This is a genomic window from Novosphingobium sp. SG707 (genome assembly GCF_012275515.1).
Classification (GTDB): domain Bacteria; phylum Pseudomonadota; class Alphaproteobacteria; order Sphingomonadales; family Sphingomonadaceae; genus Novosphingobium.
In genome coordinates, this window is sequence record NZ_JAAZQL010000001.1 from 1,137,359 (window position 1) to 1,158,659 (window position 21,301).

The 21,301-nt window shown below is 64.7% G+C and carries 17 protein-coding genes; 9 read left to right on the plus strand and 8 right to left on the minus strand.

Features of this window, described 5'->3' with window-relative positions; all coding sequences use genetic code 11:
- Position 1: 1 nt before the first annotated feature.
- Positions 2 to 1,498, minus strand: coding sequence for a CoA-acylating methylmalonate-semialdehyde dehydrogenase (locus FHW92_RS04600; protein ID WP_168601997.1), 1,497 nt, complete (start codon positions 1,496 to 1,498; stop codon positions 2 to 4).
- A 91-nt stretch (positions 1,499 to 1,589) separates the two neighbouring features.
- On the opposite strand from FHW92_RS04600, the gene FHW92_RS04605 reads away from it, so the two are divergent.
- A complete protein-coding gene (locus FHW92_RS04605; protein ID WP_168601998.1) occupies positions 1,590 to 2,483 on the plus strand; it encodes a LysR family transcriptional regulator in 894 nt (297 codons plus the stop codon).
- An 85-nt stretch (positions 2,484 to 2,568) separates the two neighbouring features.
- Here the strand turns inward: FHW92_RS04605 and FHW92_RS04610 are convergent, their stop codons facing one another.
- Positions 2,569 to 3,189: a LysE family transporter gene (locus FHW92_RS04610; RefSeq protein ID WP_168601999.1), complete on the minus strand. Its 621-nt coding sequence runs from the start codon at positions 3,187 to 3,189 to the stop codon at positions 2,569 to 2,571.
- A gap of 72 nt (positions 3,190 to 3,261) precedes the next feature.
- Here FHW92_RS04610 and FHW92_RS04615 point away from each other — a divergent pair, with 72 nt between their 5' ends.
- Both FHW92_RS04615 and FHW92_RS04620 read left to right on the plus strand, forming a co-directional pair.
- Complete coding sequence (locus FHW92_RS04615; RefSeq protein ID WP_168602000.1) at positions 3,262 to 4,146, plus strand: LysR family transcriptional regulator ArgP; 885 nt, start codon at positions 3,262 to 3,264, stop codon at positions 4,144 to 4,146.
- Between the two features lie 63 nt (positions 4,147 to 4,209).
- Positions 4,210 to 5,166, plus strand: coding sequence for a GNAT family N-acetyltransferase (locus tag FHW92_RS04620; protein WP_168602001.1), 957 nt, complete (start codon positions 4,210 to 4,212; stop codon positions 5,164 to 5,166).
- On the opposite strand, the gene FHW92_RS04625 is transcribed toward FHW92_RS04620, so the two are convergent.
- Genes FHW92_RS04625 through FHW92_RS04635 form a run of 3 tightly spaced genes read right to left on the minus strand, consistent with a single transcriptional unit; the run spans position 5,163 to position 10,714 of the window.
- Positions 5,163 to 6,476 (minus strand): TolC family protein, encoded by a 1,314-nt coding sequence (locus tag FHW92_RS04625; protein ID WP_168602002.1) that lies wholly within the window; start codon positions 6,474 to 6,476, stop codon positions 5,163 to 5,165. The genes FHW92_RS04620 and FHW92_RS04625 overlap by 4 nt on opposite strands.
- Entirely contained in the window at positions 6,473 to 7,576 is a 1,104-nt protein-coding gene (locus tag FHW92_RS04630; RefSeq protein ID WP_168602003.1) for an efflux RND transporter periplasmic adaptor subunit, read from the minus strand. The genes FHW92_RS04625 and FHW92_RS04630 overlap by 4 nt, the downstream gene beginning before the upstream one ends.
- A gap of 12 nt (positions 7,577 to 7,588) precedes the next feature.
- Positions 7,589 to 10,714: an efflux RND transporter permease subunit gene (locus FHW92_RS04635; RefSeq protein ID WP_168602004.1), complete on the minus strand. Its 3,126-nt coding sequence runs from the start codon at positions 10,712 to 10,714 to the stop codon at positions 7,589 to 7,591.
- A 225-nt stretch (positions 10,715 to 10,939) separates the two neighbouring features.
- On the opposite strand from FHW92_RS04635, the gene FHW92_RS04640 reads away from it, so the two are divergent.
- The 3 genes from FHW92_RS04640 (at position 10,940) to FHW92_RS04650 (ending at position 13,508) form a co-directional block, all read left to right on the plus strand.
- A complete protein-coding gene (locus FHW92_RS04640; protein ID WP_168602005.1) occupies positions 10,940 to 11,644 on the plus strand; it encodes a response regulator transcription factor in 705 nt (234 codons plus the stop codon).
- Entirely contained in the window at positions 11,641 to 12,990 is a 1,350-nt protein-coding gene (locus FHW92_RS26195) for an ATP-binding protein (protein WP_168602006.1), read from the plus strand. The genes FHW92_RS04640 and FHW92_RS26195 overlap by 4 nt, the downstream gene beginning before the upstream one ends.
- Before the next feature lie 161 nt (positions 12,991 to 13,151).
- On the plus strand, positions 13,152 to 13,508 hold the full coding sequence (locus FHW92_RS04650; RefSeq protein ID WP_168602007.1) for a hypothetical protein: 357 nt from the start codon (positions 13,152 to 13,154) through the stop codon (positions 13,506 to 13,508).
- A gap of 72 nt (positions 13,509 to 13,580) precedes the next feature.
- On the opposite strand, the gene FHW92_RS04655 is transcribed toward FHW92_RS04650, so the two are convergent.
- Together FHW92_RS04655 and FHW92_RS04660 are read right to left on the minus strand one after the other, a co-directional pair.
- On the minus strand, positions 13,581 to 13,988 hold the full coding sequence (locus tag FHW92_RS04655) for a VOC family protein (RefSeq protein WP_168602008.1): 408 nt from the start codon (positions 13,986 to 13,988) through the stop codon (positions 13,581 to 13,583).
- 2 nt (positions 13,989 to 13,990) lie between these two features.
- The gene (locus FHW92_RS04660; RefSeq protein WP_168602009.1) at positions 13,991 to 14,458 is read right to left on the minus strand and encodes a MarR family winged helix-turn-helix transcriptional regulator; all 468 of its coding nucleotides are present in this window, start codon (positions 14,456 to 14,458) and stop codon (positions 13,991 to 13,993) included.
- Positions 14,459 to 14,595: 137 nt separating this feature from the next.
- Between FHW92_RS04660 and FHW92_RS04665 the strand changes: the two genes are divergently transcribed.
- The 3 genes from FHW92_RS04665 to FHW92_RS04675 are packed head-to-tail and all read left to right on the plus strand — an operon-like array spanning position 14,596 to position 18,703.
- Positions 14,596 to 15,969 (plus strand): sodium-dependent transporter, encoded by a 1,374-nt coding sequence (locus FHW92_RS04665; RefSeq protein ID WP_246869899.1) that lies wholly within the window; start codon positions 14,596 to 14,598, stop codon positions 15,967 to 15,969.
- A gap of 26 nt (positions 15,970 to 15,995) precedes the next feature.
- On the plus strand, positions 15,996 to 17,153 hold the full coding sequence (locus FHW92_RS04670; protein ID WP_168602010.1) for an aminotransferase class V-fold PLP-dependent enzyme: 1,158 nt from the start codon (positions 15,996 to 15,998) through the stop codon (positions 17,151 to 17,153).
- Positions 17,154 to 17,179: 26 nt separating this feature from the next.
- Positions 17,180 to 18,703 (plus strand): M20/M25/M40 family metallo-hydrolase, encoded by a 1,524-nt coding sequence (locus FHW92_RS04675; RefSeq protein WP_168602011.1) that lies wholly within the window; start codon positions 17,180 to 17,182, stop codon positions 18,701 to 18,703.
- A gap of 112 nt (positions 18,704 to 18,815) precedes the next feature.
- Here the strand turns inward: FHW92_RS04675 and FHW92_RS04680 are convergent, their stop codons facing one another.
- A complete protein-coding gene (locus tag FHW92_RS04680; RefSeq protein ID WP_168602012.1) occupies positions 18,816 to 21,203 on the minus strand; it encodes a TonB-dependent receptor in 2,388 nt (795 codons plus the stop codon).
- Between the last annotated feature and the right edge of the window lie 98 nt (positions 21,204 to 21,301).

Genomic DNA, 21,301 nt, shown 5'->3' on the forward strand with positions numbered 1-21,301 from the left:
TTCAGCCCATCGTGGGGATGATGAAGGCATTGCCGCCATCGGGCGTGCTGTCGGGCCATCTGGCGGTGATCGTCTTGATTTTGGTCCAGAACTTGACGCCCTCCATACCATGCTGATTGGTATCGCCAAAGGCGCTGCGTTTCCATCCGCCAAACGTGTGATAGGCCACCGGCACCGGGATCGGCACATTGATGCCCACCATGCCGACATTGACCCGCGCGGCAAACTCGCGCGCGGCATGGCCGTTGCGGGTAAAGATCGCCACGCCATTGCCATATTGATGGCGGCTGGGCAGGGACAGCGCGGTTTCGAAATCGGGCGCGCGCACGATCTGCAGCACCGGGCCGAAGATCTCGTTGTGATAGCTGCTCATGTCGGGCGTCACATGGTCGATCAGCGTGGGCCCGACATAGAAACCGCCCTCCAGCGCCTGCGGCGTGAAATTGCGGCCGTCTACAAGGATCTGGCCGCCTTCTGCCTCGCAGGTGGCGATCCAATCCTCGATGCGGGCCTTGTGCTGGGCAGTGACGACGGGGCCGTAATGGGCCGAGGCATCAAGGCTGGCCCCCACATTGAGCCCGGCAATTTCGGGCAGCAGTTTCTCGATCAGCCGCTCTGCCGTCCCCTCGCCCACCGGCACCACCACCGGCAGCGCCATGCAGCGTTCGCCCGCCGAGCCAAAGGCCGCGCCCACCAGATCGCCCACCGCCCGGTCGATATCGGCATCGGGCATGATGATACCGTGGTTCTTGGCCCCGCCCATCGCCTGCACCCGCTTGCCCTTGGCCGCGCCGCGCTGGTAAACATAATTGGCGATGTCGGACGACCCGACAAAGCTGATCGCGCCGATGGCAGGGTGGTCGAGGATCGCGTCCACCATCTCCTTGTCGCCATGCACGCATTGCAGGATGCCCTCGGGCGCGCCAGCCTCCAGCATCAATTCGCACAGGCGCACCGACACCGAAGGATCGCGCTCGCTGGGCTTGAGGATAAAAGCATTGCCGCAGGCGATGGCCACGCCGAACATCCACATCGGGATCATCGCGGGAAAGTTGAAAGGCGTGATGCCCGCGCCGATGCCGATGGGCTGGCGCATGGAATAGACGTCGATGCCCGGCCCGGCGCCATTGGTATATTCACCCTTGAGCGCATGGGGAATGCCGCAGGCAAATTCGACCACCTCCAGCCCGCGCTGAATATCACCCTTGGCGTCGGCCACCACCTTGCCATGCTCGCTGGCCAGGAGTTCGGCCAGATCCTGCATATTGGCCTCAACGAGCCGTTTGAATTCAAACATCACGCGGGCGCGGCGCTGGGGGTTGGTGGCGGCCCATGCCGGCTGGGCGGCCTGCGCGGCGGCCACGGCGCGGTCGAGCAGGGCGGCATCGCCCAGCGCCACCTCGGCCTGCACCGCGCCTGTCGAAGGGTTGAAAACCGGAGCCTTGCGCGCCGGAGCGCCACCAGAACCGCCAACAATCAGATGGTCGATAAAGCGCATTTTCGCATCCTTCCCGTTTCTCGATTTCCTTCACTTGTATTGGCTCAAAAATGACTGGCAACAGACATTAATGCCCGTTAGACCTGCAAAAATGCAGGCAACCGACTGGAGCGATTTTCAGGCCTTTCTGGCCGTGGCGCGCACGGGGCAACTGGCGCGGGCAGGGCGCATGATGGGGATGGACGCCACCACCATCGGCCGCCGCCTGCGCCGTCTGGAAAGCCAGATGGGCGCCACCCTGTTCGAACAGACGCGCGAGGGACAGATCCTGACCCCGGCGGGCGAGAGGCTGCTGGCAGTGGTCGAACAGATGGCCATGGCGAGCAGCGAACTGGAAAGCGCCAATTCCCCCTCCGGCCCCACCGGCAGCGTGCGGATCAGCGTTTCGGAAGGCTTTGGCAGTTGGATCGTCGCGCGGCATCTGGGGGATTTTGCCGCGCGCTATCCGGGGCTGAGCGTCGATCTGGTCGCCTCGAACGGGTTTCTCAGCCCCTCACGGCGCGAGGCCGATATTGCCGTGCTGCTTTCGCGCCCCAAGACCGGGCCGCTGATCGCGCGCAAATTGTCCAATTACACGCTGCGCATGTATGCCAGCCCGACCTATCTGGCGGGGCGCAAATCCATTCTGGCGCCCGCCGATCTGCGACAGGGGCATCAGTTGATCGGCTATGTGCCCGAACTGATCTATGCCCCCGAACTCAATTATCTCAGCGATATCGATCCCAGTCTGGCCGCAACCCTGCGATCGACCTCGATCCTGGCCCAGCACATCATGCTGACCGCCCACGCCGGGGTCGGGGTGCTGCCCTGCTTTATCGGCGATGCCGATCCCTCGTTGGTGCGCGTCCTGCCCGATCACAGCATCACCCGCAGCTTCTGGCTGGTGACGCATAAGGACACGCATGGGCTTCAGCGCATCCGCGTCACCATCGACTGGCTCAGCGAGATCGTGAAGCTGGATGCGCGGCTGTTTGCCGGGGTTTAATCCGCCCGCCAGAACGCATCATAGCGCCGACTCACCGCGATTTCAGATGTGACGACCAGCAGCCGCCACAGGTGACGCAGGGCGCTCATGCCGCCAACCTCCCGACCAGAGTGACGGCCAGCGTCAGCATCGTCACCCCCACGATGCCATCCAGCACGCGCCACGCCGCAGGCCGGGCAAACAGCGGGGTCAGCACCCGCGCGCCATAGCCAAGGCCGACGAACCAGAGGATGCTGGCGCTGGCAGCCCCGGCGACGAACACCGGACGCAAAGCGGGCGCCTGGGCCGAACCCGCCGCCCCCATCAACAGCACCGTGTCGAGATAGACATGCGGATTGAGAAAGGTGAACGCCGCCGTCGTCGTCAGCGCCCGCCCCAGCGAGACGCCGTCTTGCGCGGTCACGGCCATGGCCTCAGGCGTCATCATCCGCGCAAACGCCTTTATCGCATACCAGCCCAGAAACAGCGCACCGCCGATGGTCAGCGCCATGGTCCATTGCGGCATCGCGCCCAGCAAGGCCCCCACCCCGCCTACGCCTGCGGCAATCAGCAGCGCATCGGCGCCTGCGCAAAACAGCACGATCGACCCGACATGCTCGCGCTTGAGCCCTTGTCGCAAGACGAACATGTTTTGCGCGCCAATCGCCATGATGAGCGCCGCCGACATGGCAAATCCGGTGAGGAAGATGGGAAGGATGTTTGTCATGGGCGTCCTATGACGCAGCGTTGCAATTCAGGAAAACTTGTTCTGCTAATCTGGATGAAGTAAAACTTCATCATGCTGGATTACCCCGCCCTTGCCGCCGTCGCCTGCGTTGCCCGCGAAGGCAGTTTCGAACGCGCCGCCGAAAGGCTGGGCATCACGCCATCGGCGGTCTCGCAAAGGGTTCGGGCGCTGGAGGAGCGGCTGGGCAGCATCCTGATCGTGCGGGGCCAGCCTTGCGTGGCGACCGAGCTGGGCCATCGCCTGTGCGCCCATGTCGATCAGGTGCAATTGCTGGAGGCTGAACTGGCCCCTGCGCTGGCCCTGCCCACGAACGCGCCGGTCACGCTGCGCATCGCGGTCAATTCCGACAGTATCGCCTCATGGTTTCCGCAGGCAGCCGCCGATTTCGCCCGCGCCACCGGCCATCTGCTCGACTTCATGATCGAGGATGAGGAGGTCACCGCCAACCGCCTGCGCTCGGGCGAGGTGTTGGCGGCGGTATCGGCCGATCCGGGCGCGGTGCAGGGCTGCAAGACAGTGGAACTGGGCAGTCTTGAATATCAGGCCTGTTGCAACCCCGATTTCGCCGCACGCTATTTCCCCAATGGCGTGACCGGGGAAAGCCTGTCGCGCGCACCATGCCTGCGTTTCGAGCGGCGCGATGGATTGCAGGCGCGATGGGCCCGCGAAAGCCATGGGCTGGCCCTGAACGCGCCGATGCATTGGGTGCCATCGACCTATGGTTTTCTCAACTTTGCGCTGGCGGGGATGGCATGGGGCATGCACCCGGCGATGATCTCGCGTCCGCTCGTCGAACAGGGCCTGCTGGTCGAACTGACGCCCGACACGCCGCTTCGGGTCAAACTCTACTGGACCGTGACGCGGCTCCACGCTTCCGCGCTCAAGACGCTGACCGATGCGGTCCGGCGGGTGGCGGCGGCGAAATTGCTGCAATAGGGGAGGGTCTTGACAGGCACTGCAATTCCATATCATGTTATATAACGTGATATGGAGAATGCGATGCGCGATGTAATTGCCGATATGGGGCCCGCCTTTCTGGGCAGCAGGCTCAAGCGTCTGGCCGAACGAATGCAGGCGGGCGCGATGAGCACGATTGCCGACGCCGGAATGCCGCTGCAGCCGGGCCATATGGCGGTGCTGGCGGCGCTGCGCGCGGGGCCGATGACGATTGGCCAACTGGCCGAGACCATCGGCATCAGCCAGCCCGGCGTTACGCGCAGCGTGGGCCAGTTGGGCAATCTGGGCATCCTTGCCGATGCGCCCGCCGCTGATCAGCGCACCCGATTGGTCGAATTGACCGAGGCGGGACGCGCCGCCGCGCATCAGGCCGCCAGCGATCTGTGGCCCCGCATCGGCATGGCGGCGCAGGAATTGCTGGATGGATTTGAGGACCGCTTCATGGCCCAGATCGCCGCCATCGAGCGCGCGCTGGACGAAGCCTCAATTGCCGAGCGCGCCGCCCGCGCCCGCCCCGGCGGCTTGCGCCTGCGCGAATTCAGCGACGATCTGGCCCGCGATTTCCACGATATCAACGCGCAATGGATCACCGCGATGTTCTCATTGGAGGCCACCGACCGCGAAGTGCTGGAAAACCCGCGCGCGCGGATCATCGAGCCAGGCGGCGCGATCCTGTTTGTCGAGGCGCCCGGCCTTGGCGTGGTGGGGGCCTGCGCGCTGCAAAAAACCGGCGCGTCGAGCTTTGAGCTGACCAAGATGGGGGTGCGCGAGAGTGCGCGGGGCCTGAAAGCCGGGGAATTCCTGCTGGATGCCATGATTGCGCGCGCGGGCGAGATGGGGGCCGAACCGCTCTATCTGCTGACCAATCGCAAATGCGCGGCCGCGATCCATCTCTATGAAAAGCTGGGCTTTACTCATGATGCCGACATCATGGCCAGCTATGGCGCCCGCTATGCGCGCTGCGATGTCGCCATGCGCTATACGGCGGGCGGGGCCTAACGCCCGCCCGTGGCCAGATCCAGATCGTTGCGGGCCGACCAGTAGCGGGCAAGATTGTCGGCATAGGCCGAGCGAGCCTCCTGCACATTGGCCTGCGCGATCAGCACGGGATGCAGAATCGCGGTGCCTGCCTGCAATCCTGCGCGGGCCAGCGCCAGCGCGCTCTGGCTGGCCACCAGCCTTTCGCGGGCCAGCGGAATCGCCTTTTGCGCCGCGATCATCTCCTGCCGCGCCGAGGCAACCTCCTTGCGCAAATCCTCCAGCCGTCGCCGTACCGCGATCCGGGCCAGCGCGCGCGAGGCCGCCGCGCTCTGCGCCTTGCCGATCAAGCTGGCCGAAAGAGTCAGTGACAGGCTGGCATTGGCGCTGGGCAGGCGGAACATCGTGTCGCTGGCCTTGGCGGTTGGGATGGGGTCGGCGGTGATCGCGCTGGCCGAAACCTGCGGCCCCACGGCAGCCAGTATCGCTGCCGCGCCCGCGGCATCGCTCACCCCCACCTGCTGCCGGATCGCGGCCAGATCGGCGCGACGGGCCAGCGCGGTGGCGATCAGCGCGTCCAGCGGAGGCTCCGCAGCCGATGCCGGTTCGGGCAAGGCCCCCTGCGCGGGGACCAGCAGCACCGCCGGATCGAGATCAAGCAGCCCGGCCAGACGCAGCGAGGCGGCATAATAGGCATTGAGCGCCGTAATCTGATCCATCGCCGCGCGGGCCGCGCTTTCACGCGCCATTTGCGTGTCCAGCGCAAGGCCCAGCCCCGATGCCTCGCGCGCCGCGCTCAGGCGCAACAGCTCGCGGCTTTCCTCGACCCGGTCGGTGCTGGCGGCAATATGCGCCTGCGCCAGAGCCAGCGCGTAAAAGGCCTGCGCAATATCGTGATCGACCCGCCGGCCGGTGAATTCGGCATCATGGCGCAGCGCGGACAGATTGCGCCGCGCGGCCAGAATATCGAACACCACCTGTCCGGGCCGCATGATCCAGCTGGCCAGCGCAAAGGGGCTGACGCGCTCAAACCGGCCTACCTGATAGGCGCCGCCCGCGCCCGGCAAGGCCCCGTCCAACCGCATCGCATCGACCCCCACCGCGATCCCCGGCAGGGCCGCGCCCAAGGCCCCGCTGACCACGCCGCTGCCCTGCTTCACCCGCACCTTGGCCTCCTCCAGATCGAGGTTGCGCGCATGGGCCAGTTGCAGCGCATGGGGCAGATCGAGGCTGACCACATCGCGCGCCAGCTTTGCCAGTTCGCCGGAAGCAGGCTCCTGCGCCATGGCGGGCGCGGCGATCAGCATCAGCGCCAGCGCGGCCCGCTTCATGGCGCCACCTTGACCGTCGCGGCATTGCCCACCGGCGGCGCGGATTTGGCATTGGCCAGAATGACATCGCCCGCGCCCACCCCATCGGTGATCTCGGTCAGCTTGCCATCGGTGATCCCGGTGGTGATCGCTCGGCGCGCGACCTTGCCGCCGATGACGGCCATCGCGAAACTGCCCTTGTCATCCTTGCCGATGGCCGCATTGGGCAGGCCCAGCACACCGGTATGGCGCGCCGTCTCAATCCGGGCGCGGGTAAAACCGCCCGCCAGCAAGCGACCGCCCGGAACGTCGATTTCGGCCATCATCGTGCGCGTGGCCTGATCCAGGCTGCCTGCGGTGCGGGTGACACTGGCCTTGACCGGATCGTCGCTCCCCGTGCTCAGCGTCGCGCTCTGCCCCTTGCGCACTGCGGCGGCCTGCGCGGCGGGCACGGCCACCATCACGCGCAACCGGTCCACCTGCTGCACCGTGAACAAAGGCGAGGACAGGCCATTGGTGGCCGCCTGAATGAAGGCGCCATTGTTGACCATGCGCCGCGTCACCACCCCGGCAAAGGGCGCGACAATCCGCGTATAGGCCGAAACCGCCTGCGCCTTGGCCAGCGTGGCGGCGGCCAGATCGGCCTGCGCATGGGCGATGCTGGTGTGCGCTTTTGCCTCGTCCATCGCCTGATCGGTGATGCCCTTGGCGCGATAGAGTTCCTCCTGCCGCTTCTGCGTGATCTGTTGCAGCGACAGTTCGGCCCGGCGCGCGGCCAAAGTCGCCCGGTCCTCGGCCAGTTCATGCGCGACCTCAGGCAGGCGGATTGTCGCCAGCACCTGTCCGGCGGTCACCTTGTCGCCAATATCGACCCGCATATCGGCCACATAGCCCGAAACCTTGGCGAAGAGGTCGGCGCTCTGCCATGGCTCGATGCTGGCGTCTGCCTCGAAACTGGCGGCAATATCGGCGCGGGCGGGATGGACGGCATCCAGCGCCGAGGCCGCCGCAGGCGCGCTGGTTGCCGCTGGCGCGCTTTGCCCATGCCACCACAGGCCCCCGGCGATCAGCACGCCCGCGCCCATGGCCATCGACAGAGCCTTGGATGAAGTCATCGTCATGACGGCAAACCTTTACGCATGAGAAGAAGCCGCCGGATCATCGGGATCGAGCGAAGGGGAATGGCGCGAGGCCGAGGCGCGCAGCAGGCCAAAGATCACCGGCAGGACGAACAGCGTGGCCAGCGTGGCAGTGATCACTCCGCCCGCCACCGCCCGGCCCAGCGGCGCGGTCTGCGCCCCGCTCTCGCCAAGGCCCAGCGCCATCGGGGCCATGCCCGCCACCATCGCCATGCTGGTCATCACGATGGGACGCAGGCGGGTCGATGCGCCATGCCATCCGGCCTCCATCGCGCCCATGCCTTCGATCCGCGCCTTTTCGGCGAAACTTACCAAGAGGATGGCATTGGCCACCGCCACGCCGGTTGCCGTGATCGCGCCCATATAGCTTTCCAGATTGAGCGTCGTGCCCGTCAGCCCCAGCATCAGCACCACCCCCACCAGCGCGGCAGGCACGCTGGCCAGCGCGCAGAGCGCCAGACCGGGCGACTGGAAATAGGCCAGCAGCATCAGGAAGATCGCCAGAACCGCCACCAGCAGGCCGGTCTGCAGATTGCCCAGAATATCGCGCAAAGGCTCGACCTGACCGCGCAGCATCACGGTGATGCCCTTTGGGGGCGGGCCAAGGCTGTCAACGGCGGCCTGCACCTGCCCCGCCACGGTTCCCAGCGCGGCATGTTCGTAATTGGCGGTCACGCTGACCACCCGCTGGCCGTTATAGCGGTCGAACTGGCCCGGAACGGTGCCCGGCGCCACCTGCGCCACATTGCGCAAAAGCATGGGATGGCCGCTGGCCGAACTGACCGGCAGATTGCGCAGATCCTCCATCGTCGCCGGTTTTGCGGGCGCGCCCTGCACCTGCACCTGATAGGAAACGCCAGTGTTGGCCGCCCAATAGACCGGCTGGGTAAAGCGGCTCGACGAGGTGAAAGGCGTGAGCGAGCGGGTAAGATTGTCCGCCGACACCCCGGCCAGCCCGGCAAGGCCCCGGTCCAGCGTCACCTTGACCGCCGGATAATCCAGCGTCTGGGCGATCTGGACATCGCGCAGGGCCTCAATCCGGCCCATGGCGGCGCGGATCTTTTCGGCATAGGCGCGATTGTCCTCCAGCGATTTGCCCAGCACGGCCAACTCGATGGGGGTCTGCGCGCCAAAGCTCATCACGCGGCTGACGATATCGGCCGGTTCGAAGGACACGCGCAACTGCGGCAATTCCTTCGCCAGATCACCGCGCAGCCGGTCGCGCAGCGCGGCCATATCGCCATGGTCCTTGAGCTGAACCTGAAGCACCGCCTCATGTGTGCCGCCGTTCCATTGGTGGATGAAATTGATCGGATAGGCCGACCCATGCATCCCCACCAGCGCCAGACTGGCCGCCACGCCATCGCCCGTATCGCGCGCGATGATGGCCAGCGCCCGCTTGGTCAGATCCTCGGTCAGATCGAGTTTTGTCCCCGCCGGTGCGCGCAAGCGCAATTGCAATTGCCCCGCCGACCCCTGCGGGAAAATATCGGCGCCAAGATAAGCCCCTCCCAGCCCCACCACCAGCGCCGCCACAGCCAGATAGGCCCCGGCCACCAGCCCGGCGGGCAGGCCCGCAACCCGCTCCTTAGCCCCCTGATAGCGCCGCCGCAGCCCTTCCTCCGGCCCGTCATGGCCAATCGCCTCGGGCTTCAGCCACCAAACCGCCAGCACCGGCACCAGCGTGCGGTCGAGCAGCCATGAGGCGATCATCGCAAAGCCCACCGCCAGCGTCATCGGCAGGAACAGCGCCCGCGCCGCGCCCTGCATGAACAGCGCCGGCACGAAAACGCACAGCACGCAGAGCAGCGCTATCAGCAGAGGCCCGGCCACCTCGCGCCCGGAATCGGCCACCGCGCGCGGCAGCGCCTTGCCCTGCGCCAGTTGCACATGGATATTTTCCATCGTCACGGTGGACATATCCACCAGAATGCCCACCGCCAGCGCCAGCCCGCCAAGGCTCATCAGATTGATCGTCGCCCCGGTCAGCCACAGCGCCAGACTGGCCGCCAGCAGCGCCAGCGGGATATTGACCACCACCACCAGCGCCGCGCGCCCATCGCGCAGAAACAGCAGCACCATCACGCCCGTCAGCAAGGCCCCCAGCGCCGCCTCCAGCGTCAGGCTGGCCATCGCGCGGGTGACGAAGCCCGACTGGTCGAATTCATAGCTGACCGTCACATCCTCGGGCAGCGCGGCCTGAAACTTGCCCAGATTGGCCTTGACCGCATCGACCACCGCCAGCGTCGAAGCGTCGGCCCGCTTGGTGACGGGAATATAGACCGTGCGCCGCCCGTTCGAGAGCGCATAGCTGGTGACGATATCCGATCCATCGACCACCTTGGCCACATCGCCCACATGCACGGCCGGGAAGGAACCGGGGCGCAGCGGCACGCTTTCCAGCTCCTTGGCATCCGTCACCATCGCATTGGTCGGCACGATGGGATATTTGCCGTCCAGCGCGATATTGCCCGATGGGCTGACCACCTGCGAGCGGGCCACGGCATTGACCACATCGTCGAGCGAAAGATTATACGAGGCCAGCTTGGCCGGATCGGTGTTGAGCACAATCGTGCGCGGCGCCCCGCCAAAGGGCGGCGGCGCGGACACGCCCGGCAACGTGGCAAACATCGGCCGGATCGTGTTGAGCGCCAGATCCTGCATCTGTCCCACGGGCCGCGCCGCGCTGGAAAACACCAGATTGCCCACCGGCACGCTGCCCGCGTCAAAGCGCATGGCAAAGGGCGGCACGGTCCCGGGCGGCATAAAGGCGCGGGCGCGGTTCACATAGGAGATCGTCTCGGACATGGCCTGCGACATGTCGGTGCCGGGATGGAATTGCAGCTTGAGCACCGTGGCGCCCTGAATCGATTTCGATTCAACATGTTCAAGACCAGTGATGTAAAGAAAGTGATATTCGTAATAATAGGTGACCAGCCCTTCCATCTGGGCGGGGTCCAGCCCGCCATAGGGCTGGGCGACATAGATGGTCGGCACGTTGAGGTTGGGGAACACATCGCGCGGCATACGCGACAGGCCGAAAAAGGCCGACAGCGCCATGGCCAGAACCAGGACCACCACCGTCCATGGACGGCGCAGCGATTGATGGACCAGATTCATCGGCGCCTTGGACCTTTCCCCCCGCCCCGCCGCATGGTGCGGGCGCATCCCCTTATGGCCGCCGAAACAGCCTCTTATCGACGTTCGTAGCAGAGGGGGCCGTTCTTTCGGCGTTAAGACTTGTGGGGAAAGGTCAAGAAATGTGAAGGTCATCGCCCAAGGGTGACAAGACCGGGCCGCGCGGCTAGGCAGAGCGGCAACAAAGCCCATGGGAGAGGCGCAGGCATGAACTGCCCGGTGCTGATCATTGATGATGACGCCGAACTGACGGATATGCTGGGCGAATATCTGGGCGCCGAGGGTTTTGCCGTGAGCGCGGTGCATGATGGGCTCGAGGCTCTGCGCGTGGCGGGGCAAGGGCAATATGCGCTGGCGGTGCTGGACATCATGCTGCCCGGCCTTGGCGGGCTGGAGGTGCTGCGCCAGCTCCGCCAGACCTCGATGATGCCGGTGCTGATGCTGACCGCGCGGGGCAGCGATCTGGACCGCATTGTCGGGCTGGAACTGGGCGCGGATGATTACATGCCCAAGCCTTTCAACCCGCGCGAGCTGGTGGCGCGGATGCGGGCGATCCTGCGACGGTTCGAGGCGCGCGAACCGGCGCGCCCGGCATTTTCCGGCTTTGCCGGGCTGGAGGTGGATTCCACGCGCTTTGTCGCCCGTCTGGCGGGCGTACCGCTGGGCCTGACGGGCACGGAGTTCCGCATCCTGGAAACCCTGGCGGGCGAGGCGCAGCAGATCCACCGCCGCGATGCGCTGACGCAGGCCGTGCTGGGGCGGCGGCTGCTCAATCAGGATCGCAGCATCGACACCCATATCAGCAATATCCGCCGCAAATTGTCCGCCGCCGCGCCGGGCATGGTCGATATCAAGGCCATCCGCGGCCAGGGTTATGTGCTGGTGGCGCTGGGCGGCAAGGGCGCGGTGTGAGGTCGATTTTCTCGCGTATTTTCCTCAGCTTCTGGCTGGCCATGGCGTTGATCGCCGCTTCGGCGGTGGGGGTGACGGTGGCCGTGGCATGGGCGCGGGCCGAGGCGCTGGAGGCCTTCGATCCGGGCGCCTTGCTGCGCGGCGCATCGCGGGCGTGGCGCGCGGGCGGCGATGCGGGTCTGCGCCAATGGCTGGCGCGCGAGGCGCGCAGGGACGACAATATCATGGTCTTTGTGCTGGATGCACAGGGGCGCGACATGCTCGGCCGCGCAGTTCCGCTGCGGCTGCGCCCGGATCAGGCGGCCGCCGACAACCCGCCGGCCCCTCCGACCACCCCCGGCTTTATGCGGCGGCGCAGCCATGTGCTGCTGTTTTCGCCCTTGCCCGGCGGGCGCTGGCGGCTGGTGGCGGGATGGTCGGGGGCCACCGTTTTCGATGTGCTGGGCTCTTATGATGTCTGGGTGGCGATGGGCCTGCTGGCACTGGGGGTCAGCGGGGCGATGGCGTGGTGGCTGGCGCGCCAGATCAGCCATCCGGTGGTCGCGCTGCAGGCCAGCGCGCGCAGGCTGGCCGAAGGCGATCTGGGCGCGCGGCCCGAAGACTGGCTGATGGCGCGGCGCGATGAACTGGGCAGTCTGGCGGCCGAATTCACCACGATGGCGCAAAAGTTGCAGCAGCAGCTCGACAGCAAGGACGAGTTGCTGCGCGATATCAGCCATGAATTGCGCTCGCCCCTGACGCGGCTGCGGGTGGCCGCGGCGCTGGCGCGGCAGAATGCGGGGGATCTGGAAACCCATCTGGCGCGGGTCGAGCGCGACATTGACCGGCTGGACCGGATCATCGGCGACACCTTGCGTTTTTCGGCCATGAACACGCCGGGGCGGCAACTGGACAGGCAATTGGTCGATCTGGCCGAATTGCTGGGCGAGGCAGTCGACGATGCGCGGATCGAGGCCGAGCAGCGCCGGATCGCGCTGCGCCTGAGCGCGCCCGACGGGATTGCGATGCCTTGCGATCCCGATCTGCTGCGCCGGGCCTTTGACAATGTTTTGCGCAATGCGATCCGCCATTCCGGCGAGGGCGAGGCGATTGCCATTACGCTCGAGACCGGCCCCGACCGGATCTGCATTGCGATGGCCGATCGCGGCGAAGGCGTGCCCGAGGAGGCACTGGAGCGGATCTTTGAAGCCTTCTATCGGGTGGACAAGGCGCGCGGCGCGCAAAGCGGCGGGGCCGGATTGGGGCTGGCGATCACGGCGCGCATCGCGGCCCTGCATGGCGGCACCGTGGCGGCCGACAACCGGGCCGGGGGCGGCCTGATCATCCGCTTCGTTTTCCCCATATAAGCCTTGTCAGGCGGGGTTTTGACGGGCGTCGGGGCGGTTTTCCATACGATTCGTCCAGAACAGCTTATCGCGCCCAAGCAATATTTTATCGCATTTGAATAGATATCTCGACCCATCGACAATAAATGGAATGGCACCGGGAGGAAACCGGAGATTATGCCATGAAACAACTTAAATTCATCCTCGCTGCAACCTTTATTGCTGCAGCGCCCTATGCAATTCATGCCCAGAACGTTCCGCAGACTTCACAGGCTCCTACTGATTCTGCCGCAGCGGACACGACCAGTCATGCTGTTACGCCTAATATTGGCGACAATATCTATGACAAGATCGGCGAACAGGTCGGCACAATTTCGGAAGAGAACGACAAGAATGTCGTTGTCACCACCACACAGGGCAAGGTCACCATTCCCATCGCCTCGCTGGCGCCGGGCGAAAAGGGATTGATGATCAACATGACCAAGGACGAATTTCACGCCGCCATTCAGGCAGCACGCGGTGGGCAGGCCGCCCGCTAAGGGCGCTTGATGGGCCGGTTGGGAGGAGGCATGGTCGCCCCCCCTCTCAACCGGCCTTAGGCGTGCCGACGATCAGATCCACTCAAAAAATTCGACGCAATAACCGCCCGGATCGCGCACCTTGAATTCCAGCGTGCGCCCGTCGACTCCGGTCTGCAGCCCTTCGCCCGCGCCCGCCACGCCCATGCGGAACAGGCGCGCGTGCCAGCCTTCCAGATCCTCGGTTTCCAGCGAGAGGATCACGCCCTTGTTCGCCTCGCGCACCGGCATCTGGCTGCCATGGCCCGCGCCCACCAGCGCGACGCAGGACGATCCGCCCAGGCGAAAAATCTCCAGCCCCGGCGCCGACAGCATCCGCGTCAGGCCCAGCACATTGGCATACCAATCCGCCGCCGCACCCAGATCATCATAATAAAAGATCGTATAGGCCCCGCCGATATGGGGATGCGGCTCGCGAGAATCGGTTGCGCTGTCAGCCATCGTCAAACCTCGCTGATATTCGCCTCGATCTGCGACAGGGCGCGGCGCAGCGCGGCAATGTCGGCCTTGCTGACCCCGTCCAGCGCAATCTTCTGATGCCGCACCGCCGAAACCGCGATCTCGTCAAACAATGCTCGCCCCCGTTCGCTGAGCGACACCAGCGCCACGCGCGAATCCTCGGGCGAAATCTCGCGTTCGACCATGCCGTCATTGTGCAACTGGCTGATAACGCGGCTGATCGTGGGCTGCTCCATCAAGGTGCGATCGACAATCTGCGACATCGACATCTGCCCCTGTGATCGCAAAACCGACAGCACGCGCCATTGCGAGAGGTTGATCCCGCTGGCCTTCAGCCGCCCGCTCAGGCGGATGTTCATCAGGCTGCTGACGCGATAGATCTGATATGGCAGGAAATCTCCCAGCCATCCATTGCCATCGGCCTGTGTCTCATCGGTCATATCAGGGTTCATAGATAAGGCTCCCCCTGGCTCCTTTACGCAATTTGGCGAGGATTTCCATCCGGTGACTCCATATTGCACAATTCATTTCAGAATGTATATGATTATGAATATGAATGGCGCCGCCCCCGCAAAGCGCCATGGGGACAATGATGAGCAGCCAAAATAACAAGGACCTGTGGACCTCCAACCTCGGCTTTGTGCTGGCAACGGCGGCGGCCGCCATCGGGCTGGGCAGCCTCTGGCGCTTTCCCTATGTGGCCGGGGCCAATGGCGGCGGGGCTTTTGTGCTGGTCTATATGCTGTTCATCGCGGCGCTCTGCGTGCCTTTGATGATCGCCGAAATGAGCCTTGGCAAAGCGGGCATGGGCAGCGTGATCGGATCAGTCCGTCGGCTGGTGGCCGAAGAAAACGCCTCACCCTTCTGGCGCGTGGTGGGCTGGCTCAGTCTGGCCGTCCCCTTCTTTGGCCTGAGCTATTACAGCGTGGTGGCTGGCTGGTCGCTCGATTACACGCGCGTGGCCGTCGCGCAGGGTTTTGCCGGGACCGATGCCGGGGCCTCGCGCCATCTGTTCGAAACGCTGATCGGATCGCCATGGCGACAGGGGGCGATGCAATTCACCTTCATCATGGGCACGGCCACGGTGGTGGCTCTCGGCGTTCAGCGCGGGATCGAAATCGTCTCGCGCATCAAGATGGTGGCGATGTTCACCGTGCTGATCGGGCTGGTGCTGTATAATGCGATCACGGTGGGTCTGGGGCCTGCGGTCGATTTCCTGATCGCGCCCGATTTCGCGCGCCTGACCCCCGCCAGCCTGCTGACCGCCATGGGGCAGGCGCTGTTTTCCACCGCCATCGGCGCGGGCGTGCTGATGACCTATGCCGCCTATCTGCCCGCTGGGGTTTCGGTGCCCAAATCGGCGGGCGTGGTGGCCGGATCGGTGGTGGCGGTGTCGCTGCTGGCGGGGCTGGCGATCTTTCCTATCGTGCTGGCCCACGGCCTGACGCCTGCGGAGGGGCCGAACCTGATTTTCGTGACGTTGCCGGTGGCCTTTGGCGCAATGCCGGGCGGGCAATTCATCGCCGCGCTGTTCTTTGCGCTCATCACGCTGGGGGCTTTTACCACGGCGGTGGGCATGCTCGAACCGGTCGCGGCCTATTGGCTGGAGCGCAAGCAATGGCCGCGCCCGCTGGTGGCCTATGGCACGGGTCTGGCGATCTGGATGGTGGGCCTGCCCTCGCTGCTGTCTTTCAGCACGCTTAAAGATGTCCATCCCCTCGCCTTCATCCCCGGCTTTGGCGGCAAGACTTTCTTCGATGCGCTCGACCATGGGATCAGCGAGTTTCTCCTGCCGATCAACGCGCTGCTGATCGCGCTCTTTGCCGGATACGCGCTGCGCCGCCGCCTCAGCGCGTCCGAAACCACCCTCCCCCCGGCGCTGCACAAAGTGTGGCGGCTGTTCACCGCGGTCATCGTGCCGCTGTCCATTCTGGTGCTGATGATCTCGCAGCTCAGCCGCTGATCCGCCCTTTATTCGGAGACTATCGCGTGACCCCTTCCTTTGATCTTGACGCCCTGCGCAGCCAGTTCCCCTCGCTGCCGCGCCTCGCCTATTTCAATTCCGGCTCTTATAGCCTGCTGGCGCGCGGGGTGCGGGCGGCTTTCGATTCCTATCTCGACCGGCGCGAAGAGGTCGGCGCCGACTGGGGCGGATGGGTGATGGCCAATGAAGGATTGCGCGAGGCCATGGCCGCAATGCTGGGCGTGGCGGGCGATGAGGTGGCGATCACGGCCTCGGCCTCGGCGGGGATCAATGCGGTGGCCTCCTCGCTCGATTATACGGCGCGGCCCAAGATCGTGGTGACCAATTTCGATTTTCCCACCAGCGCCCAGATCTGGCACGCGCAGGCCAAAGCGGGCGCGCAGGTCGTCCATGTCGCCGAAGCGGAAGACGGCCTGATCCCGCTCGACGCGCTGTTGAGCGCGATTGACGAGCAGACCGCTATCGTGGCGCTCTCACATGTCTGCTATCGCCATGGCGGGCGCATTCCCGACGCGGATATTCGCGCCGTGGTGGCGCGCGCGCATGAATTGGGCGCGCTGGTCATCCTCGATGGCTATCAGATCATCGGCACGCAACAGATCCGCCCCGCCGATCTCGGCGTCGATTTCTATGTCGGCGGCTTCCTCAAATATCTGCTGGGCACGGCAGGCGCAGGCTTTCTCTATGCCAGCGCCAGTTCCACCGCCCATCTGACCCCGCGCACCAGCGGTTGGTTCGCGCAGGCAGACATCAACGCGATGGACATTTTCGCCAACACCCCCAGCCCCACCGCCCGCCGCTTCGAAGCAGGCACGCCCCCTGTCCCCAGCGCGATTGCCTGCGCGGCGGGGCTGAAGGTTCTGGGCGAGGTCGGCTTGCCCGCCGTGGGCGACTGGATCGGGCAATTGACCGCGCTCGCCATCACCCGTCTGGCGCAGGAGGGCATCGCCACGAACTCGCCCACCGATCCGGCGCGACGCGGGCCTTTGCTGACCGTGGTGGCGCAAGATGACAATGCTCTGGTGGCCGCTCTGGCCGAGCGGGATGTCATCACCTCATGCCGCGATGGGCGGCTGCGCGCGGGGTTCCATTTCTACAATACGCTTGCCGATGTGGATCGCTTTGTGGATGCTCTGCTGGCCAACCGCGCCCTGTTGGCTTGAAGGCTGGCTTGAGGAAATTGCTGGAAATGATCAAATTTCATCGCTCGCTTCTTGCCATCCCACTGACCCTGATGGCGGGCGGCGCCTTGGCCGGGCCGATCACGCCCGCCGAAACCAAGGCCACCGCCGCCACGCTTGGCGAATTGGTGGAATTTCTGCGCCTGCCCAATGTCACGCCCAAATCCAGCGCCGATATTCGCGCCAATGCCGCGTGGCTGGAGGCCAAATTGAAGGCCCATGGCTGGAAGGCGCGGCAATTGCCCGATGGCGAAACGCCGATGGTGTGGGGCGAATGGGCAGGCGCCGGACCAAAGGCGCCCACGGTGCTGTTCTATGCCCATATGGACGGGCAGCCGGTCAATCCCAAGGAGTGGAAACAGGCCGATCCCTTTACGCCCGTTTTGCGCGCCTGCGCCAATATGGACACTTGCGCCACGCTGCCGCTCGACCAACTGAGCGCGCAGGCCGGACCGCAATCGGACGCGCGCCTGTTTGCCCGCTCCGCCGCCGATGACAAGGCGCCGATCATGATGCTGATCGCGGCGGTGGACGCAATGAAGGCGTCGGGCCGCAAGCCTGCCGTCAACATCCGTTTCATCGCGGATTCGCATGAGGAAGGCGGCCCGCCCACTCTGGCCAAGGTGGTGGCCGACAATCGCGCCGATCTGGCAGGCGATGTCGTGGTGATGCTGGACGGGCCGATGCATGCCAGCAACAAGCCCACGGTGGTCTTTGGCCATCGCGGCGGCGGCGGCTTGACCATCAAGGTCTATGGCCCGTCCGAGGCGATGCATTCGGGCCATTACGGCAATGTCGTGCCCAATCCGGCGCAGAACCTGACCCGCCTGATCGCCAGTTTCAAGGATGCCGACGGCAAGGTGACGCTGCCGGGATATTACGATGGCATCGACCCAGCGTTTAAGGCGGCGGTCAAAGCCTATCCGGTCGAGGATGATGAAGCGGGCCTGTTGAAGCGCGCGGGCGTGGCCAAGGCGGAAGGCTTTGTGCCCAATTACCGCGAGGCGATGGCGGTGCCCACACTCAATGTCGTGGGCCTGTTTGCGGGTTCGGGCGGCGTGCTAGACCGCTCGATCATCCCGGCAGACGCCAGCGCCGCGCTCGATCTGCGCACGGTGCCCGGCGTCAGCTTTGACCATGAATTCGCCCTCATCCGCTCGCAAGCCGAGGCCATGGGCTTTCACCTGATCGACGGCGCGCCAACGCCTGAGGATCGCGCCCGCTATCCCCTGCTGGCGACGATCAAGGGCGGCAGTTTTTCCAAAGCCCTGTTCACCGATCCGGCACAGCCGATGGGGCGCTGGCTGATCGGGGGGTTGAAGGACAGTTTCGGCGGCGATCCGGTGGTGATCCCGCTGATGGGCGGTGGCGTGCCGACCGAGCCTCTGGTGCGCGAATTGAAGGCCCCGGTGGTGATCCTGCCGCTGGTCAATCTGGACGACAACCAACATGCGGCCAACGAAAACCTGCGGCTGGGCAATTATGCGCAAGGCGTTCACAGCCTCGTTTCGCTGATTTCGCGCAAGCCGTAATCGCGCCGGAGCGACAAAAAGGGCGAGCGGGATATGTCCCTCTCACCCTTTTTTGTTGCCTGCCTTTCACGGCCGGAAAGGAAGGAGGCGAAACGCCCCCTTCCCCTTATCCTTACCAGCGATAGGTGAAATTGGCGCCAATGGTGCGCGGCGCCAGCGTCGAGGTCATCAGGAAGATATTGGCCGCACCCGACTGCGAGCTCTTGTACAGCGTAGGATAGGCATTGGTCAGGTTCTTGGCAAAGACCGAGAAGGTCCATGCGTCCTTCGCCACACCCGCGCGCAGATTGACCAGTTCATAGGCATCGCCCTGAAAATTGATGGCATTATACAGGGTCGAACCCAGCGCCGGGGTGCGCGTATATTGGCCCGCATACTGATAATCGACACGCAGCGAGCCGTTGAGCCCATACCACGGCAGCGGATGGTTGAGATCGAGCGCCACATCCGCCGTCCAGTCCGGCACGAAGGACAAAGCGCTGCCCTTGGTGGCCAGAACCGGGGCGACGCCCGTGCCGGCATTGGCGGTGCCGGTGACGTTCTGGTCCAGCGTGGCCTTGGTATAGCCGACATTGCCGCTGATCGTGGCCCATGTGGTCGGGCGCGCGGAAACCGACAGGTCAAAGCCCTTGCTGGTCGCGTCCCCGAAATTGCCGACATAGCTGAACGAGCAGTTCGAAAGCGACAGGTTCTGCTGAACATTGTGCCACTTAAGATAGAAGCCGCTGCCCGAAACCGACAGTTTGCCGCCCATGAAGCGGCCCTTCATGCCGCCTTCAAAGCTCCACACGCTGTCATCGCCATAGGTCTGCGGGATCGAGCCGTTCTGGGCAATATCGGCGGCGCAGCGCGCGGCCGGGATCGGACGGTTGGCCCCGCCCGCGCGGTTGCCCTTGGCTGCGGTCGCATAGAGCAGCAGGTTGGGATTGGTCTGCCACGAGATGTTGAACTTGGGATTGATCGGCGTCGATTTGGTCGAGGTCAGCGGCAGGATCTGCACCCCGCCCTGGAAATAGCCGTTGCCGATATATTGGAACGAATAGCTTTGCCGGGCCACGCGAACGCCCGCATTGATCTTCAGCTTGCTCGTCACGTTCCATGTCGCATCGGCAAAGGCCGAGGCCTGACGGTCGATTTCCACCTGATACTTGCTGGCCAGAATGCCGCCCGCCGAATAGGGGCCGCTGTTCACATTGTAATTGAACGCATTGCCCGGCACCAAGGCGCCGCCCTGCAGGAAATAGACCGCCGCGGGATAGGACGCATTGGCATCGCCCCATTCGACCTGAAGCAGCGATTGCTTCGAGGTGGAAAGGAACACGCCCACCGTGCCATAGATCGGCGCGGTCTGGTCATTGGTGGTCAGGCGGATTTCCTGTGTGAACAGGGTCTGCTTGGTGGCGGTCGATTGGGGCGAGCCGAAATTGGGATTGGCCGCCATGAAGGCCGCCGTCTTGCTGGCGCCAAAGATATTGTAAGCGGCCACCTGCGTGTAATCATCCACGCGCGACAGATCGCGCCAGTTGCCCGAGGTGATCGACGTCAGCGTGGCCCCGCCGAAATTGTAGGCCATCTTCAGGCTGCCGATCTTGATCTCGTCCGTATAGGGCGTGCCGATCTGTTCAAAGCTCTGGTACTTGCCCGAGGTGGGCCAGACGCCCGACCAGATCAACCCGTTGTCATTGCCGTGGAGGCGCTGATAATTGAAGAAGGGCGTGATGGTCAGCTTGTCATTGGGCGCATAGGTCAGCGCCACACGCAGCGAGGTATTGTCGGTGCTGTTGATGTTGCTGTTCAAAACCTTGCCGGTCTGGGTGCGCGACATCTGGTCGACGAAACCGCCGTCGCGGCGATTATCGACCGAAACCCGGATGCCCAATTTGTCGGCGATCAGCGGGCCGCCCATCGCAACGCCGGTCTCATAGCCGATGCCGCCATTGGCGTTGAAGTTGACCTCGCCAACCGCCTTGCCGCTCCATTGGCTAAGGCTGGGCGCGGTGGTGATGAAACGGACCGTGCCGCCTTCCGAGCTGGCGCCGTAAAGCGTGCCCTGCGGGCCGCGCAGCACTTCGACGCGTTCAAGGTCGAACAGGCTGGGGCTGACCGGCTGGGTCCAGTTGTTGGCGCGGCTTTGGGTGGGCACGTCGTCAATATAGATGCCGACCGTGGCCGCGCCTTGCGTGGTGGAAACGCCGCGGATCGAGATATTATTGCCGCCGCCGATCGTCGCGCCGGGGCTGACGTGGAAGCCGGGGGTCGCTTTCGACAGTTCCGACACGTCGGTGATGCCGGTCTTTTCCAGATCCTTGCCGCTGAAGGCCGCGATGCTGATGGGAACCTTGGAGAGCGATTCATTGCGGCGCTGGGCGCTGACCACGATTTCGCCGGGGGCCGAGGCAGCCTCAGCGCTTTGCGCATGGGCGCTCATCGGGGCAAGCGCCAGAAGGCTGGCGGAGGTGCAGAGCAGAGCGGTCAGACGCGAGAAAGTGGCAGGTCTCATGTTCCCCCCTTGATGGGTTATGGATTGGTCTGGCCCGGCCCTTTTGGCTGATGGTTTGTGCTGTTGGTCGGCCAATCGGGGTCTTGCCGGGATGTGAC